The following is an 18,128-nucleotide window of genomic DNA, read 5'->3' as shown; positions in this document are numbered from 1 at the left end:
TGTTCATTATTAATTATTAATTGTTCATTGTTCATTGTTCATTGTTCATTGTTCATTGTTCATTGTTCATTGCTCATTGTTCATTGTTATTGTGCCACAGGAATACCCGACATTTGTAATTGCAAATTTTGTTCTGGATAGTCCGTTAAACTGATAGCCAGTTCCTGAACATTATCTAGCAAAGCCGTAGAGATAGCAATAGTTCCAGTATAAGTTTGAGTCCCTGGTGGTAGTTGACCAGGTAGAGAATCTACACTAGCACTTAAAGCACGTCCCTGGTCATCAGTTACATTCAGGAAACTATAAAGAAACCGCACTGATTGATCACTTTCGTTTTTGAGATTGACATTTAGCTGTAAAGAATTGCTGCGGCGTTGGGTGGAGGTGATTTCCATAGTGACACCCCCATCACTGCTAACAATAGGAAATGTAACTTGGTTAGTGGTTTCCGATCGCGCCTGATCCTCTTCTTTGGGTTTCTCCTGGGTTTGGGGTTGAGGAGGTGGGGTATCCGGATCAACACCCCCGGCTGCTATGCGTTTTTTGACTTGAGCGATAATATCTTCTTCTCTGAGGAGTTTTACTCCCTCTTGACGGGAAGATGAGTTATTAATGCGATCGCTAATGTTGCTGGGTCGCACGTCTGGCTGAGTGATTTCCTTGAGTGCATCACGACCGAGTTTATATCCTGTCGAAGAACTGAAGATACCCGCTCCAAACATCATAACCAGCAGTACAATTGTCATGATTACTGTTGAATTCAAGCTGATCTCCTGTGATACTATATATACTATGTGCGAGACGTTCAGGCATGAAATAGGGTTGTAATACCCAAAATAACCGCCTGGTGGGGACTCCAACCCCTCGGTTGGATATAAGGAGCGCACTCCTGACCATCCTCATAACTGTTTATATGTCCCGACGCTATGGTAGATAACTATTATAGCAAGGCAGGGAACTCAAGGTCATAAACCAACTGAGAAATCAGGGAGTAGAGAGTAACGGCGAAAGCCACCCCCAGTTTTGGGAATCATAACCCCAGGATTGAAGCGGGGAACGGAAGGCTCCGAGGTGTAACCCAACACCGGAATCGAGACCACTGCCAACCATCCATGATTAGGGAAACCGAATGTCCGGCTTGAACCATCGTAAATACAGAGTAGCGAAATAGGTTGACACGCTGCGATCAAAAGAGTAAGGAGAAAAAGTAGGAGGTTACCATTACTACCTACACAGACCTTTAAAAGTACCCCGGTGGAAAGGACAAATCTAACGATGGAATGCCCGTATAAACGGAACGTTTTAAGTCCTCCCGGACTCTAACTATCTGGTCGAGGTAGTTAGTAGTGACAAATGTAAGCGCAAGTCCTAGAGGATGTGAGATGTGACCAGAAGCCAACGCCCGGCTGTAATGGACGGGAAATGCTAACAGGTCACGGTTTGATTGTAAGATTAGGGGTCGAGAGTGAAGTCACCTTCATCCCCTCCCATTCAGAACCGTGCATGAAAGTTTCCCTTCACACGGCTCCTAGTCTGATTGTTCCATTGTTAAGGATACAGCGTTGGCGTTGTCAAATGCCGTTTTATCATCATGACAGTGGCGGTGTAATAGCTGAAGGTTTTTATATTCGTCCTTTCCACCGTGGTTTCGAGGTATAATGTGGTCTACTTCAACTAAATCCGATGGTGCAAAATATTGCCCACACCAAGAACACCTGCCTTTTTGCTTTTTGAGTAGCTTTGCTACTCTATTTGGCGTGTCGATTGCTTGTCCTTTCCTGGTTGCCCAGTAAGTCCAATTTCCGTCATATGGTGTTGCGTCAGGGCGTATTAGGGTGTGTCTAACAATCTGTGTCCAATTATGTTTCCATAGTTGAAGTCCGTCCTTAGTCTTGAATAACCAGGATTCCTGTCTTTCTTTCCCATGGCTAAGTTTAACCGTTCCTTTATGAAAGTAGTTTCCTAGCTTTTCATAGCTTGCCTTTCCGCATCTTGAGATTGTCCATGCCCGCAACATTTGCCAGATTATATTGTCTAGCTTACTGAAAGTCTCCATTGAGACGACCCCTGAGTAGTAATTTGACCATCCACGAATAATCGGGTTTAGTTTACTAATCAGGGCTGATTGAGGTGCTGTTTTATGTTGTTTAACTCAGTACAGGACAAAAAAGCTGAAAGTCTTAGCCAAAAGGGAATCTAGCCGAAAATTCTGAAGGGGGCGCTCCGGGCTGAGGTGAAAGTCGAGGGGTGGGGGGTAGCGCCAAGTTGGGGTGAGAGGGTTACATCGGAATTACCACAAACCAAACTTCCCTCTCATGAACGAGCTTAACCGATTACGAGACACTTTGCGCCCTCACTTGCCCTGGCACGGGGCGAGATTAAACTTTGTCTGCCTGTTCCTGATGGCGCTATTCCAAACAAAGACGGTTAATCTGATGGAAATAGCGACTGTATTCGCAAATCCTGTGCAAATTTCCTCAAATTACCAGCGATTACAACGTTTTTTTCGGCAATTCAAATTTGACCGGGCAGAGATTGCCCGTTTCGTCGTTAGCCTCATTGACATTCCCCAACCTTGGACTCTTAGTCTCGACCGCACCTGTTGGTCTTTCGGTCAAACCCATTTCAACATCTTGATGTTGGCAGTCGTCCACGAGGGGATTGCCTTTCCCCTGCTGTGGACGATGCTTGACAAAAAGGGCAATAGCAACAGTGGCGAACGCATGGACTTATTCGACCGCTTCGAGGCACTATTTCCTGACGTGGAGGTGGCTTGTCTGACCGCTGACCGGGAATTTGTGGGGCGAGATTGGCTCTCGTATCTTCTCATCGACCCCGAGGTTCCTTTCCGCCTACGCATCCGCCACAGCGAGCTGATTAGTCCTAAGTTAGGAGGAACTCGGCGTAGCGGCGAACGAATGTTTGATTCTCTGCGACCCGGAGAATTTCGCCAGCTTTCGGGTCGCCGTTGGGTTTGGGGACGGCAGGTTTACGTCATTGGCTCTCGTCTGGCTGATTCGGGGGAGTTGTTGATTCTCATCACTAACGCTTGCCCCGAAACGGCCCTCCCCGACTATGCTCGGCGTTGGGGTATTGAAAACCTCTTCGGAGCCTTGAAGACTCGGGGCTTCTGTCTCGAATCGACTCACTTTAAGGACCCTGAGCGCTTGAGCCGTTTATTGGCTTTGCTTAGCCTGGCTTTTACTTGGGCTATGAAGGTGGGTTTGTGGATTCACCAAGGTTCACCCATTCCTTTGAAGGCTCACGGACGACGCTCCCAGAGTCTTTTCCGCACTGGCTTCGATTTTCTACGCCGCACTTTCTCTAATCTGCCTTTGTTTTCAGGGCGGTTTCACCAGGCTCTACAACTTTTGTCCTGTACTTAGGTTGTTTAATTACACCTTTTATCAGTTCTGTGTGGGCTTTGACTGCTTTGTTACTGGGTTTGATGTGAGTTTTATGACCGATTAATCGGTTTGTTGTCCCACCTATTTTTCCAGATTTATATTTTCCTGCTGGGTATTGCCTGATATTGAATCCGAGAAAATCCAACCCTGGTTCTTCAGTTTTGCCATTATACTCAATGGAATTGAGTGTATGACAGATTCGAGTCTTTCCAGGTTTAATCTCTAATCCTACAGGTTTTAGCCATTCGGAAATTGCAGTTTTGCACTGTTCAATGATTTCTAGTGATGGTGATATTATAGCATTAGTCAAGGTGGTTAGGACGCAGCTTTGAGAACGGAATCCATGGCATCATGGAGAGAATCAAACTGCTCAATGCAGTGGCGAATACGGGCTTTCAGCCACGACCAACATTTCTCTATCTTCTTGAGGTCTGGCGAATAAGGTGGTAGATAGAGTAAACGGCATTGAGCTGCCTCCACCAGTTCAGCAATCCGCCCCCCTTTATGAAACGTTGCATTGTCCAATACTAGAGTCTGACCTGGCTTCAATGTTGGAATTAAGATGAACTCCAACCACAACTCAAACACTGTCCGATTACAACAACCCTCAAAGCTAAAGGGAGCTAAGAGTTGTTGATGACACCATGCGGCTATCATACTTACCCTGCCCTGCCTCTTCCCTGATTTGAGGGCATGGAAGCGTTGTCCTTCCTGGCAGTAACCATAAGGATAATCGGAGTCTTGACTATTCATGCCAGCTTCATCGAGGTAAACCAACCCTTCCGGCTCCATCTGTTCAATCTGAGCAATAAACTCCTCTCGCTGTTGCTCATCACGTTCTTGGTAGCCGTAAGTTTTTTTTCTGGTGAAGCCAATTTTCTTCAAGGCTCTGGATATGGTGCGAGGAGAGATGTCGTCATCCCAAAGTTCAGCCATTTGAGCGGAGGTTTGATCGCCATGCTCTTGGGCAAAAGCTTTGAATTTATGCCAGTCGGTAATTTTGTGGTTATTGCCAGGTGGGTGATGAGGTTTAGGGAGGAAGTCTCCGGTCTGTGCTTTTCTTGGCAGCCAGAGATTAATGGTGTTCCGGCTGACATGGAAAACTTGACTGGCTTCTGTTTTGGGCATACCGTCTAGTTCAATTGCATCAATAACTTTTTGTCTGAGGTCGTAACTATAGGGGGCTGGCCTTTTTGGTCTTCTTAGTCATCTCGTCCTCTCCATTATACGTCCTAACTTTCCTGTCTGGTGCTATAGGTTGAGGGAGGAAGTCTCCGGTCTGTGCTTTTCTTGGCAGCCAGAGATTAATGGTGTTCCGGCTGACATGGAAAAGTTGACTGGCTTATGTTTTGGGCATACCGTCTAGTTCAATTGCATTAATAACTTTTTGTCTGAGGTCGTAACTATAGGGGGCTGGCATTTTGGGTCTTCTTAGTCATCTCGTCCTCTCCATTATACGTCCTAACTTTCCTGTCTGGTGCTATAGTAACCCAGTACACTCTAACAGACTGAGCCTCTGGGGATTTTGGTAGGCAATCGTAGGGGGTTGTCGCGATCGCACCCCCACCCGGTTTCTGTTCGCGATGGGTCCCCCTCTCGATTGCCCGGACAACAAACTGATGCCAGGTCGATCACGCCTCTTTACTTCCGGTAAAACTGCTACGAGTGTCAGCCTGCCCAGATTGCACTTGAGTAGCCCCCAACCCGCACAACTGCCGGAATCGTCGCATGGCTTTAGACTTGGGAAGGCATTTAAACATCTCATCAAAGGGTACGATCCGAGTGAGCAGCCAGCCTCGTTCGCGGGAACCAAAACCGAACTTATCAAACACCCGGTGGTAACAATCAAACTCTGGAAGGTTTAGGTAGCCTAACATCTCCTGCTCTACCATCGCCTCCGACTGATGCCACATACAAATCTGTTGGGCTAGTCGGGCAGTCACTACACTAATGCCAGTTCCTTCACCCGCCGCGATCGCTTTCGCATATTCATTGTCAAACTTGGTTTTAACCCCTTTGGGAATTTCCCAACTACCTTGGGAAGTCCAGCCACAAGCCCAACCCCACCAAGCTGGCAGTTTGCCCGGATCTAGCCTCCCAGCTTCTTTCAGTGGTTTAACTTTAGCCTTGGCGGGAAATTCATAGACCAGCCGCGACTTGGCTTGGTTTATGACTTGAGTGCGGCGCTTGGTAAAGGACTGAATATCTCTCAGGCATTGCTCAATTTTGGCAACCGCTGGCGGCCGCTCCCGTACCCAATACCGGCGATCGTAATTGGTTTGGTAGTGCTGAAAGTAAGTAATCACCATGATGAGGGCATCATAGGGGTCAGATTTGTTGGAAGTTCCCCCATAGCTTTTCCGACTGTCTTTAATCATGGTTTGATCCGCTTTCAAGACTGGGATTCATTCCCGATGGAGAGAGTCAATCCAGAATTTGCTATAAGTTCCGGTCGGCTCTAATACCACGACAGACGGCTCCAAAGACACCAGAAACTGGATAGACTTCGCGTTCGCTTCCAGTTTTCGGTGACACTCAGCAAATGCTGGGGAGTCGAAAAAATCCCGCACGGCACCGGTTGGCATGGATTCCAGCCACACGGCATCGCACCACGACGAACTAACGTCAAGGCCTACTATTAAACTATTCATTTTTCCTGTTAAGTATGGTGGAAAATCACTCCCAAGAAGCTGTTACGGCTTTCGCCCATTCTATCCGGGGGAGTAAACTCGCTTCGACTGCTGGGGTTGGAACCCAGCTAGAAATGATTGCTGACTTCTGCCCCCAGTAAAAACTTGGGGAGGTTTCCCTCCCGTTTCCAGGTGGGGGGCTAGTCATCAATGCGGAGGGAATCACCCGGTTATCCGCGACTTCCCCCCAGCGGCGGGAGGAAGTTTCGTCCTTTACCGGTCAGGACTCATCAGGCGGTGAAATCTAGATCTTCTAATTCAGCGAGTGCATCCTCCAAAGCTACATAAATTCGGCCATGGCAGTATTCAAGGTGTTTTGCGTAAGCCTCCGGCTCATTGATTAAGGAAGTGTTAGACGCAAAATCGATAACTGTTAAATTGATAATGGTGTTCTCAATCTTTGCTTTAGTGTGAACTAAACAGTCCATAAGCGAGTTTACATTGACTACTAAGTGGACCCATGAGGAAGGGGAATGTTTATCCTCATTGTCGGTAAGATTCTCGCTGTAGTTGTTGGCTTCTACTTTCACAGCCCGTGCTAACTGTTCCAAGTAGTTGCTGATGTTTTCCCTGGTTAAGGGTTCGTTGGGATTCTGGACTTGGGCTTTTAACCACAGAGAGGAAACCTGTACGCTAATATTTTCAATGGACTTTAAGACTTCCTCTTTTAGCTGTTTGGTGTATTGGGTTTGTGGGTTTCGCTGGTTTGTGCTATTCATCATCAGAGCCTCCAATTTTTTCAATGAGTTGGGGAATGAGTTTTCCGGCTTCCTGGGTGTTGGTAACAAATTTCTCTAGTTTGTTGAGAAATTGCTTTTGGGCGTAAGGTTTAGTGAGTTTGTCGCTAAAGCAGTAGCTAAAAATCTGGTCGATGTCATAGTAAAGTTTCCTCACCATGTAGCTGATATCTAAGATTTCTTCCTTAAACCCTGGCAGTCGCCTCAATTGTTCGTCCAGATGGTCGCGGTCATTGGTCACAATTTTTTAGCCTCCTTTAATCCTTGAGTGGTTAGGTCTTTGATTAGTTGTAGATAACCAATCACTTCGGCTAGATGTTCTGGCTTTTCCCTCGAAAAACCATCAAGGCGAACATTAATCCTCTCGGCGTAATCTTCAATGCTGGCGGCGATACAGCCTTTATCTCAATCATTAAGCACATTAACAACACTTGGTAAACCAGTTATTCAAACACTGTAAATCCACAAGGCTTACCGCCACTTCTACCAATCTCACTAATAATTCCATGGTCTCCGTCCTGAAATTGCACACTAAACTTTTGAGCTGTGACCACATCATCTCTATCGGGTTAAACTCAGGGGAATACACCGGCAGATATTCTACCCTGGCTCCTACTGACTCTATCATTTCTTTGACTTCTTCTCGATGATGAGAATTTCAGTTATCCATTACCACTACATCTCCTTTTTTTAATTTTGGCAATAAATCTAACTTGATTAATTGGAGAAAATCCTCTTTTTTCATGGACCCTTCTAATGTTTGAGTCGCCACCACTCCGGAGAGCTTAATTGCACCAATTATTGTCATTTTTTGACCTCGATAGGATTTCCGCAGTTCATAGACTTTTTTCCCTTTCGTCGCTCTGGCTAACGGTCTGCTCATCCCTACCCATAACCCACTTTCATCAATAAACACAAGCTTTTCAGGAGCCACATCTCTAACCTACATTCCGCAGGTTGACAGGGAATAAAAGATATGGTGCTAGTCTAGGCTAGAAAGGGTTCCTTCGAGCGGTAGGCTCTGGCGATGCAGATTAAAAATTTAGACCATCTGGGTTTAGTGGCTGGAGTGATTGACGAACTTGGCCTGGTCGAGTTGACGGATAAGCGGATTGAACCTCATAGCTTGGAGCATGTGAGTGCCGGACAAGTGGTTAAAGCCATGATTTTGAACGCCCTAGGCTTTCTCAGTGCACCGTTGTATTTATTCAGCGAGTTTTTTGAGAGTAAAGCGGTGTCTCATCTGCTCGGGGAAGGGGTAGAGGCTCGTCACTTGAATGACGACCGCTTAGGTCGAGTGGAGTGTTGGATGAACTCTACGCAGAAGGGACGACATCATTTTTTCTCCAGGTGGCGCTCCAGGCTGTGGAACGATTTGGAATTGATATTCAACAGCGTCATCTCGATGCCACCTCGATCTCAGTAGAAGGGAAGTATCAGCGGTGCTCGAAGGGGAAATCCGAGGTAGGACTTGAGTCAGCTCCCCCCGGTGAGACATCAGCAGAACCCAGCCCAATTCGGCTGTGTCGAGGCTATTCCCGAGACCATCGTCCAGATTTGAAACAGTTTTTGATGACTCTAGTCTGTGCCGCCGACGGTGGCGTGCCGCTATGGTTGCAGTTGGCCAGTGGCAATGAACAGGACACTCAGCAGTTTGCAGAGGTGCTCAAGGCGTTTGGTGACCAATGGACTAGCGACGGTATCGTTGTGATGGATGCCGCCTTTTACACAGCAGCCAATCTGCAGCAGATGGAGACCACGGGGTGGCTATCACGGGTGCCGCTGACCCTAAAAGCGGCTCAAGAGCTGGTGCACAGCGATGTCACCCGACTGACTGAAGTCCCCTGCAACTCCAAGGATTACCGGATGTGGGAGATTGAGCAGGCCTATGCCGGAGTGCGCCAGCGCTGGCGCCTCGTCGAAAGCCAAACCCGCAAAGCCAATGCCGACCTCTGGCAACCCGAATTAGAGAAGCTCGAACACCGCCTCAACCGCCAATTGAAAAAGCTGACCCAGCGGGTCTTTGCTTGCAAACCCGATGCCCTCGAGGCCTTGATGCAGTTTCAAGATGGACTCGAGGTGCATCAGCTCACTCAGGTCTCCCTGGAGACGGTGCGGGCCAAGCGACCCCCCGGTCGTCCCGCCAAATCCGCCGAACCCACCCCAGTTCAGGGCTATCGGCTCCAGGCCACGTTACAGCAGACCGCCACGGCGGAAGACCGCTTTAGCCGTCAGCGTAGTCGCTTTATTCTAGCCACCAATCAACTGGAGCAATCCCTCTGGCCGGCTCAGACCTGCTTGAGCGAATATATAGCACAAGACAGAACACTTAGGACGTATAATGGAGAGGACGAGATGACTAAGAAGACCAAAAATGCCAGCCCCCTATAGTTACGACCTCAGACAAAAAGTTATTGATGCCATTGAACTAGACGGTATGCCCAAAACAGAAGCCAGTCAAGTTTTCCATGTCAGCAGGAACACCATTAATCTCTGGCTGCAAAGAAAAGCACAGACCGGAGACTTCCTCCCTAAACCTCATCACCGACCTGGCAATAACCACAAAATTACCGACTGGCAAAAATTCAAGGCTTTTGCCCAAGAGCATGGCCACAAAACCTCCGCTCAAATGGCTGAACTTTGGGATGACGACATCTCTCCTCGCACCATATCCAGAGCCTTGAAGAAAATTGGCTTCACCAGAAAAAAAACTTACGGCTACCAAGAACGTTGGAAGCAACAGCGAGAGGAGTTTATGGCTCAGATTGAACAGATGGAGCCGGAAGAAGTGGTCTACCTCGATGAAGCCGGCATGAATAGTCAGGACTCGGATTACCCTTATGGTTACTGCGAGGAAGGAAAACGCTTCCATGCACTCAAATCAGGGAAGAGGCAGGGCAGGGTAAGTATGATAGCCGCATGGTGTCATCAATAACTCTTAGCTCCCTTTAGCTTTGAGGGTTGTTGTAATCGGACAGTGTTTGAGTTGTGGTTGGAGTTCATCTTAATTCCAACATTGAAGCCAGGTCAGACTCTAGTATTGGACAATGCAACGTTTCATAAAGGGGGGCGGATTGCTGAACTGGTGGAGGCAGCTCAATGCCGTTTACTCTATCTACCACCTTATTCGCCAGACCTCAACAAGATAGAGAAATGTTGGTCGTGGCTGAAAGCCCGTATTCGCCACTGCATTGAGCAGTTTGATTCTCTCCATGATGCCATGGATTCCGTTCTCAAAGCTGCGTCCTAACCACCTTGACTAATGCTATAAAGGGCAACAGACCGTCGAGAGAGGCTTTCGCTTCCTCAAAGACCCCCTCTTCTTTGCCAGTAGCGTCTTTGTCAAAAAGCCGCAGCGGGTCGAGGCCTTAGCTCTCATCATGGCCCTAACCCTTATGGTGTGTGTATACCCTCGCCGAACGCCAACTGCGACAGGCGCTAGATGCTCAGAAGCAAACGGTGCGCGACCAACGCCAACAACCCACCGCTAAACCGACCTTTCGCTGGATTATGCAGAAGTTTCAAGGAATCCACTGGGTTAATCTCGATGGGCAAAGGCAGATTAGCAATCTCAATGATGAACGGCGATTGATTATTCACCTCTTCGGTCCACCCGTTGAGCGCTATTACTACGCATCCGGTTAATTACCTATCAACCTGCGGAATGTAGGCTCTAATTCTTTCCCAATAATCTACTCGCGCTTTCTGTACTTCTTCTGTTACTACTTTTTCGCTCCTGTATGTTTTTTTTTGAGACTTATATCGTGCTGCTTTAAAAATCTATCTATCATGGTCGTACTGACATTTATGCCCAGCTTGTCTCTGAGCTTATCACTATATTGCCATAAGGTCAAGTCGGGGTGGGCTTCTACAATATCTATCACGGCTTCCTCATGCTGAGATCAAATGCTTTTCTTTTTAGTGCCACACTTACGAGGAGATAAGTCTCCCGTTAATCGATACTGTTTGACCAGTCGCCTTACCGTGTCTGGACTCACCAAAAAGCGTTTCGCTACTTTTCGGATAGAAGTGTCTCCTTTTTCATAGGCTTCTACTATCTTTTTCCGAAAATCTAAAGAGTAACGGCTCATGGTAGTTGGTTGTGATAACTTATACAATAGCCATACATTATACCGTACTTTGTGTTTTGTGTGAAAGGCTGTAAAGCTCATACAGAAGTAATTAAGGGTGTAATAAAACAACATAAAACAGCACCCCAATCAGCTCTGATAAGCAAACTAAACCCAAGTATAAAGGGATGGTCAAACTACTACTCAGGGGTAGTCTCATCTGAGACCTTCAATAAACTGGATAACATAGTCTGGTTAATGTTACGGGCATGGACAGTATCAAGATGCAGAAAGGTAAACTACGAGAAGCTAGGAAACTACTTCCAACAAGGAACGGTTAAACTTAGCAATGGGAAAGAAAGACATGAATCTTGGTTATTCAAGACTAAAGATGGATTTCAACTATGGAAACATAATTAGACTCCGATTGTCAGACATACCACAATACGCCCTGATGCAACACCATACGACGGAAACTGGACTTACTGGGCAACCAGAAAAGGACAAGCAATCGACACGCCAATTAGGGTAGCAAAACTACTCAAAAAGCAAAAAGGCAAGTGTACCTGGTGTGGGCAATACTTTACCCCATCAGACCTAATTGAAGTAGACCACATTGTACCTCGAAGCCTCGGTGGAAAGGATGAATACAAAAATCTTCAGCTATTACACCGCCACACCCGCGACGATAAGACGGCACTTGACAAGGCCAACGCTGTGTCCTTAACAATGGAGCAGTCAAACTAGGAGCCGTGTGAAGGGAAACTTTCACGCACGGTTCTGAATGGGAGGGGATGGAGGCGACTCCATTCTCGACCCCTAATCGGGGACTTGAACAGGTTTTCGCCAAAATGAGAATTGCTGGGGGGTGATATGGGTATTTGACAGATTGATTAAGTTGTGCTTATTGATTAACCCGTCAATAATTAAAATTTGTTGCTAAGGGATATGCACTAATTGTCCCGTGTGCTAAGACTGAATGGAGTGCATTTTGAGTGTAACGGTACGAATATCGGTTTGAGCGATATCACGCGATAGTAGTCAGGATAAAGTATTGTCAGGAATGCGCCCTACTGGAATCGAACCAGTCTGAAGGCGAATTATGAGTTCGCTGCCTCCCCAATCGGCCAAGGGCGCACAAATCGGTAGGGGTCGAACGGGAAGTCACCTTCCCGAACTCCCATTAAAAACCGTGCTTGATACTTTCGCATCACACGGCTCCTGATGTGGACACCCTTTTTCATAGGAACAGAGTTACTACCCCCTGCTTTCGTACTTCAACTTTTGGAGCTTTATGCACCACGTAGTCTTTCAACTCGCTCTCGCCATTATACTCCTACTAATCGCAGTATCTATATCCACACCGCGACCTGTGGGCATATCCCAGCCATTACAGATGGGCATTGGCTTCTGGTCGCATCCTTCACCCTCCAGGGGTAGGGGTCGAGAGTGAAGTCACCTTCACCCCCTCCCATTCAAAACCTTGCTTGATAGTTTCCCATCACACGGCTCCTGATGTGGATACCCTTTTGTCATCGGAACAGGGTTACTACCCCCTGCTTTCGTACTTCAATGTTCAGAGCTTTATGCAGCACGTAGTCTTTCAACTCGTTCTCGCCACTACACTCCTAATAATCGCAGTATCTATATCCACACCGTGACCTGTGGGCATATCCCCACCATGACAATTGGGCTTTAGCTTCTGGTCACATCCTTCACCCTCTAACCATGCGCTTACATTTTTCACTACTGCCTTGTGAATAGCATTACTCACTTGTTTATAGGCAGAGCATTAGAGGGGTTACAACGTTCCGTTTATATGGGCATTCCATGGTTAGATTTGTCCTCAGAACCGGGGTAGTTTAAAGGTCTGTGCAGGTAGTCGTAAGAGCCCCCAACTTTTCCCCTTGCCCTTTTGGGCGCAGCGTGTCCACCTATTTCGCTGCTAGTGTATTACGATGGTTCAAGCCGGACATTCAGTTTCCTTAATCATGGATGGTTGGCAGTGGTCTCGATTCCGGTATTAGGTTACACCTCGGAGCCTTCCGTTCCCCGCTTTAGTCCTAGGGTTGTGAGTCCTAAAACTAGGGGTGGCTATCGCCGTTACCCTCTGCTCTGTGATTTCTCAGTTCGCTTAGGACCTTGGGTTCCCTGCCTTGCTTAGTTCCCTAAGCGTCGGGACATATAAACAGTTATGAGGATGGTCAGGAAAGGTTTCCTTATATCCCAACTCGGGGCTGGAATCTTCACCGGCTAGTGATTTATGGCATTTCAGCCCTATTTCATACCCTAACGTCTCGCACCTTGCGCTTACACTTATCACTACTCCGCAGGTAAATCCTGCCATATGAGAGCCTAAGAGGGGTTACGACGTTCCATTTATGTGGGCATTCTATCCTTAGATTCGTCCTTTCCACCGGGGTACTTTAAAGGTCTGTGTAGGTATAGCACAAAATTATCCTACATCTTGAAGATGGCTTGTTAAAACCTCTTCTTTTTCCCCTTGTCCTTTTAGACGCAGCGTGTCAACCTATTTCGCTGCTTCATAATTACGATGGTTCAAGCCAGACATTCGGTTTTCCTAATCATAGATAGTTGGCAGTGGTCGAGTAGGAAATAGGTTTTTCCATTACGCCTTCCGTTCCCCGCTTCAACCTAAGGGTGTGAATCCTTAAATTGGGGGTGGCTACCGCCGTTACTCTCAACTTTCTGCTATATTGGGGTCATAACTCCCTCAAACAGTCCGTATATTGACCCTGAGTTCCCTGCCTAGTTTGGATTCTCATCTCCAAACGTTGGGACGCATAAATAGTTATGGGATATTCAAAGAGTTTCAGCCCTCTTTTATTCAACCAAGGGGTTGAAATCCCACTAGGAGCTTATTTCAGGCATCTCAGCCTTATTTGGTCTCCTAAACATCTCGCACTTAGTGGTTTATGATAGCATAGCACATCGAGAGTATGCAAGACTCAAACCCAAAGTCCTAATTGGCCATTACCTGCTAAGGACATTGACAAGTAGGGGTCGAGAGAGATGTCGCCATCTCCCCCTCCCATACAAAACCGTACTTGAGACTTTCACCTCATACGGCTCCTAATCTGATTGTTCCATTGTTAAGGATACAGCGTTGGCGTTATCTAGCGCCGTCTTATCATCATGACAGTGGCGGTGTAATAATTGAAGGTTTTTGTATTCATCCTTTCCACCAAGGCTTCGAGGTACAATGTGGTCTATTTCAATTAGATCAGATGTGGTAAAGTATTGTCGGTAGGGGTCGAAAGGGAAGTCACCCTCCCCAACTCCCATTCCAAACCGTACTTGAGACTTTCACCTCACACGGCTCCTGATGTGGACACCCCTTGTCATGGGAACAGGGTTACGACCCCCTGCTTTGTAACTTCAACTTTCAGAGCTGTATACAACCACGTAGTCCTTAAACTCGCTCTCGTCATAATACTCCTACTAATCGCAGTATCTATATCCACACCGCGACCTGTGGGCATATCCCCACCATGACAATTGGGCTTTGGCTTCTGGTCGCATCCTTCACCCTCAAAAGGGTAGGGGTCGAAAGGGAAGTCACCCTCCCCAACTCCCATTCCAAACCGTACTTGAGACTTTCACCTCATAGGGCTCCTGATGTGGACACCCCTTTGTCATGGGAACAGGGTTACGACCCCCTGCTTTGTATAGCACTAGTCAATACGGTTAGGACGCAGCCTTGAGAACAGAATCCATGGCATCATGGAGAGAATCAAACTGCTCAATACAATGGCGAATGCGGGCTTTCAACCACGACCAACATTTCTCTATCTTGTTGAGGTCTGGCGAATAAGGCGGAAGATAGAGTAAACGGCATTGAGCCGCCTCCACCAGTTCAGCAATCCGCCCCCCTTTATGAAACGTTGCATTGTCCAGTACTAGAGTTTGACCTGGCTTCAATGTTGGAATTAAGATGAACTCCAACCACAACTCAAACACTGTCCGATTACAACAACCCTCAAAGGTAAAGGGGGCTAAGAGTTGTTGATGACACCATGGGGCCATATAGCTCACCCTGCCCTGCCTCTTCCCTGATTTGAGGGCATGGAAGCGTTTTCCTTCCTCGCAGTAACCATAAGGATAATCCGAGTCTTGACTATTCATGCCAGCTTCATCGAGGTAAACCAACCCTTCCGGCTCCATCTGTTCAATCTGAGCAATAAACTCCTATCGCTGTTGCTTCCAACGTTCTTGGTAGCCGTAAGTTTTTTTTCTGGTGAAGCCAATTTTCTTCAAGGCTCTGGATATGGTGCGAGGAGAGATGTCGTCATCCCAAAGTTCAGCCATTTGAGCGGAGGTTTTGTGGCCATGCTCTTGGGCAAAAGCCTTGAATTTATGCCAGTCGGTAATTTTGTGGCTATGACCAGGTGGGCGATTAAGTTTAGGGAGGAAGTCGCCGGTGTGTTCTTTTCTTTGCAGCCAGAGATGGATAGTATTCCTGCTGACATGGAAAAATTGACTGGCTTTGGTTTTGGACATACTGTATAGTTCAATTGCATTGATAACTTTTTGTCTAAGGTCGTAACTGTAGGGAGCTGGCATGTTGGGTCTTCTGTAGATATCCTTGCCATTATACGTCCTAAGTGTTCTGTCTTGTGCTATAGGTGATGACATAATTACCCTACTTTTCCCCTTGTCCTTTTGGACGCAGCGTATCAGCCTATTTCGCTGCTAACTAGTTACGGTGGTTCAAGCCAGACATTCGGTTTCCCTAATCATGGATGGTTGGCAGTGGTCGCCTCTGGTAGTAGGTTCTACTTCACGCCTTCCGTTCCCCGCTTCAATCCCAGATTTGTGATTTCTGAAACTGGGGGTGGCTACCGCCTTTACTCTTTCCCAAATCACCCCAAGTGGGTTGAAATACTCCTCCTTGTAGTATACTTGGAAGATAAAAGTGTATTCTGTGATTTCTTAAATGGGATTGACCCTGAGTTCCCTGCCTTGCTTAGATTCACAACTCCCTAAGCGTCGGGACATATATACAGTTGAGGGGTGGTTAGACCGATACTGAGTAACCGTGTAAAGGTCTAATTGCCCTCTAGGAGGTTATTTCGGCATTGCAGCCTTATTTGACTCCTAAACGTTTCGCACTATGTGGTCTAGTTTAACGAAGGTCTCAGATGAGACGACTCCTGAATAGTAGTTTGACCATCCCCTTATGATTGGGTTTAGTCTGCTAATCAGGGCTGATTGAGGTGCTGTTTTATGTTGTTCAATTACACCTTTTATCACTTCTGTATGGGCTTTAATTGCCTTTTTGTTGGGTTTGATATGAGTTTTGAGTCCCAACATTTTGTGAGGGTTTTTATTAAATAGGAAGCCTCCTTTTCTTCTTCCCCCACTTTTTCCAGATTTATATTTTCCTACTGGATATTGCCTGATATTGAATCCTAGAAAGTCAAATCCTGGTTCTTCTGTTTTGCCGTTATACTCAATGGGATTGAGCGTATGGCAAATTCGAGTCTTTTCAGGTTTTATTTCTAGTCCTACAGGTTTTAGCCATTCGGAAATGGCAATTTTGCACTGTTCAATGATTCTTAGGTCTTTGGATATGACCACAAAATCATCGGCGTATCTTATGAGGTTTACCTGAAAGGTTGTTCCTTTATTTGGATACATTGTCTTTATGAACCTAACCATCCCATCCAGTGCGATGTTGGCTAGGAGTGGACTTATTACCCCTCCTTGGGGTGTCCCTGCTTCTGTATCCTCGAATACACCGTTATCTAGCACGCCTGCTTTGAGCCATGATTTCAGGTCTCTTTTTAGACTGCTTGGACAATGAATTTTGGACAGAAGGTAATCATGGTTTATTCGGTCAAAACATTTAGCTATATCTGCATCCAGAACGTAATAACCTCCTTTGTTGATACTCTGAAAGATTCTGGATATTGCATCATGGGCAGACCTTCCAGGTCTGAATCCATAGCTAGTGTCTTCAAATCTCGATTCCCATTCAGGTTCGAGAGCCGATTTAACCAAGGCTTGCCTTGCTCTATCTTGGATGGTGGGTATTCCCAGAGGGCGTTTTTCATCCCTTCCAGGTTTTGGAATCCACTCCCGTCGCAGTGGTTTTGCTTTGAGATTTCCTTTGATGTTCTCAACAATTTCAAACCTTTGCCTTGGTGAGATTGCTCTCATTCCATCGACACCGGCTGTTTTCTTGCCTTGATTATCTTGGGTCACTCGCCGCACTGCTAAGAGTCGGGCATAATATGATTTCACCAGTAGACGTTGCAACCTTCGTGCCTTTGCGTTCTGTCCCGATTTAGCTGCTTGATATATCCTCTTTTGGAGCTTGAAAACTTTTCTCTGAGCTTTTGCCCAGGGAATTTGTTTCCATGCATTCGTAGTCTTGATTAGCTTTGATTTCTCAAAACCTTTCTTTAAACTCGCATTCGCCATAGTAACTCCTACTAGACTCTATTCTTTACAATCAAACCGTGACCCGTTAGCATATCCCTACCATTACAGTTGGGCGTTGGCTTTTGGTCACATCTCACCCCCTAATAGGCTTGCGCTTACACTTTCACTACTGATTATCTCGACCAGATACTCAGAGCCTAGCCTAAAAGGGGTTAAAACGTTCCGTTTATATGGGCATTCCATCTTTAGACTTGTCCTGTCCACCGGGGTACTTTAAAGGTCTGTGTAGGTGTTGTTGTAATTACCCTACTTTTCCCCTTATTCTTTTGAACGCAGCGTGTCAACCTATTTCGCTACTTATTAATGACGATGGTTCAAGTCGGAGCATTCAGATTTCCTTAGTCATGGATGGTTGGCAGTGGTCATATTATTGGAACTAGGTTTCCCTCATGCCTTCCGTTCCCCGCTTCAATCCCAGGGTTGTGAATCCTAAAATTGGGGGTGGCTATCGCCGTTACTCTCAACGCAATTGTTAAGGAATCATTAAGATTTCCGGTTTTGCGTTTTGACCTTGAGTTCCCTGCCTTGTTTGGTATATTTTTTTATACCAAACGTTGGGACATATAAACAGTTATGGGATGGTCAGGATACGAGTTCCTTATATTCCACCAAGGGGTGAAAGTCCCACTAGGAGGTTATTTCAGGCATTGCAGCCTTATTTGACTCCTAAACGTCTCGCACTACATATTTAAATATAGCATGATATATAGTACAAGACAGAACACTTAGGACGTATAATGGAGAGGACGAGATGAC

At 46.5% G+C, this 18,128-nt stretch carries 6 protein-coding genes, 1 tRNA gene and 13 pseudogenes; 5 read left to right on the top strand and 15 right to left on the bottom strand.

All coding sequences use genetic code 11. From position 1 onward, the window contains the following. Nucleotides 1-86: 86 nt before the first annotated feature. Nucleotides 87-746, bottom strand: coding sequence for a hypothetical protein (locus XZ46_RS02545; protein WP_006667966.1), 660 nt, complete (start codon nucleotides 744-746; stop codon nucleotides 87-89). Between the two features lie 782 nt (nucleotides 747-1,528). Continuing rightward, a pseudogene (locus tag XZ46_RS37730) lies at nucleotides 1,529-2,152 on the bottom strand (group II intron maturase-specific domain-containing protein); the annotation flags it as partial. A gap of 163 nt (nucleotides 2,153-2,315) precedes the next feature. Here XZ46_RS37730 and XZ46_RS02535 point away from each other — a divergent pair. Then, nucleotides 2,316-3,386: an IS4-like element ISAtsp3 family transposase gene (locus XZ46_RS02535; RefSeq protein WP_006669216.1), complete on the top strand. Its 1,071-nt coding sequence runs from the start codon at nucleotides 2,316-2,318 to the stop codon at nucleotides 3,384-3,386. Here XZ46_RS02535 and XZ46_RS31490 read toward each other — a convergent pair. From XZ46_RS31490 to XZ46_RS31485, 8 genes and pseudogenes are all read right to left on the bottom strand, one after another. Then, nucleotides 3,382-3,705, bottom strand: a pseudogene (locus tag XZ46_RS31490) (group II intron reverse transcriptase/maturase); the annotation flags it as partial. The gene XZ46_RS02535 and the pseudogene XZ46_RS31490 sit on opposite strands and share 5 nt — an antisense overlap. A 17-nt stretch (nucleotides 3,706-3,722) precedes the next feature. Further along, nucleotides 3,723-4,595, bottom strand: a pseudogene (locus XZ46_RS02530) (IS630 family transposase); the annotation flags it as partial. Between the two features lie 67 nt (nucleotides 4,596-4,662). After that, nucleotides 4,663-4,827, bottom strand: a pseudogene (locus XZ46_RS33770) (IS630 transposase-related protein); the annotation flags it as partial. Nucleotides 4,828-5,038: 211 nt separating this feature from the next. Next, nucleotides 5,039-5,785 carry a hypothetical protein gene (locus XZ46_RS02525; RefSeq protein WP_006667972.1) on the bottom strand — a complete coding sequence of 249 codons (747 nt, stop codon included), beginning with the start codon at nucleotides 5,783-5,785 and terminating at the stop codon, nucleotides 5,039-5,041. A 27-nt stretch (nucleotides 5,786-5,812) separates the two neighbouring features. Next, nucleotides 5,813-5,992, bottom strand: a complete 180-nt coding sequence (locus tag XZ46_RS02520; protein ID WP_228116463.1) for a hypothetical protein — start codon at nucleotides 5,990-5,992, stop codon at nucleotides 5,813-5,815. Nucleotides 5,993-6,327: 335 nt separating this feature from the next. After that, on the bottom strand, nucleotides 6,328-6,819 hold the full coding sequence (locus tag XZ46_RS02515; protein WP_228116462.1) for a hypothetical protein: 492 nt from the start codon (nucleotides 6,817-6,819) through the stop codon (nucleotides 6,328-6,330). Next, on the bottom strand, nucleotides 6,809-7,075 hold the full coding sequence (locus tag XZ46_RS02510) for a hypothetical protein (RefSeq protein WP_006667976.1): 267 nt from the start codon (nucleotides 7,073-7,075) through the stop codon (nucleotides 6,809-6,811). Before XZ46_RS02510 ends, XZ46_RS02515 begins: the two co-directional genes overlap by 11 nt. Nucleotides 7,076-7,255: 180 nt before the next feature. Further along, nucleotides 7,256-7,777 (bottom strand): annotated as a pseudogene (locus XZ46_RS31485) (IS630 family transposase); the annotation flags it as partial. Between the two features lie 84 nt (nucleotides 7,778-7,861). On the opposite strand from XZ46_RS31485, the pseudogene XZ46_RS02500 reads away from it, so the two are divergent. The 3 pseudogenes from XZ46_RS02500 to XZ46_RS33765 all read left to right on the top strand — a co-directional run. Further along, nucleotides 7,862-9,174, top strand: a pseudogene (locus tag XZ46_RS02500) (IS1634 family transposase); the annotation flags it as partial. 34 nt (nucleotides 9,175-9,208) lie between these two features. Further along, nucleotides 9,209-10,084: pseudogene (locus tag XZ46_RS28020) on the top strand (IS630 family transposase). A gap of 16 nt (nucleotides 10,085-10,100) precedes the next feature. Beyond that, nucleotides 10,101-10,479: pseudogene (locus XZ46_RS33765) on the top strand (IS1634-like element ISAtsp2 family transposase); the annotation flags it as partial. Nucleotides 10,480-10,506: 27 nt separating this feature from the next. On the opposite strand, the pseudogene XZ46_RS31480 reads toward XZ46_RS33765, so the two are convergent. Then, a pseudogene (locus XZ46_RS31480) lies at nucleotides 10,507-10,925 on the bottom strand (helix-turn-helix domain-containing protein); the annotation flags it as partial. A gap of 63 nt (nucleotides 10,926-10,988) precedes the next feature. On the opposite strand from XZ46_RS31480, the pseudogene XZ46_RS37725 reads away from it, so the two are divergent. Further along, nucleotides 10,989-11,651: pseudogene (locus XZ46_RS37725) on the top strand (group II intron maturase-specific domain-containing protein); the annotation flags it as partial. A 317-nt stretch (nucleotides 11,652-11,968) separates the two neighbouring features. Here XZ46_RS37725 and XZ46_RS02475 read toward each other — a convergent pair. The 4 genes and pseudogenes from XZ46_RS02475 to ltrA all read right to left on the bottom strand — a co-directional run. After that, a tRNA-Met gene (locus XZ46_RS02475) sits at nucleotides 11,969-12,041 on the bottom strand. A 1,956-nt stretch (nucleotides 12,042-13,997) separates the two neighbouring features. Beyond that, a pseudogene (locus tag XZ46_RS02470) lies at nucleotides 13,998-14,168 on the bottom strand (HNH endonuclease); the annotation flags it as partial. A 444-nt stretch (nucleotides 14,169-14,612) separates the two neighbouring features. Next, nucleotides 14,613-15,488, bottom strand: a pseudogene (locus XZ46_RS31475) (IS630 family transposase). A 546-nt stretch (nucleotides 15,489-16,034) separates the two neighbouring features. Continuing rightward, nucleotides 16,035-17,351 (bottom strand): annotated as a pseudogene (gene ltrA / locus XZ46_RS02450) (group II intron reverse transcriptase/maturase); the annotation flags it as partial. Nucleotides 17,352-18,128: the final 777 nt, after the last annotated feature.

This window comes from Limnospira indica PCC 8005 (assembly GCF_000973065.1).
Classification (GTDB): domain Bacteria; phylum Cyanobacteriota; class Cyanobacteriia; order Cyanobacteriales; family Microcoleaceae; genus Limnospira; species Limnospira fusiformis.
This window is presented reverse-complemented; position numbering and strand designations above follow the sequence as displayed.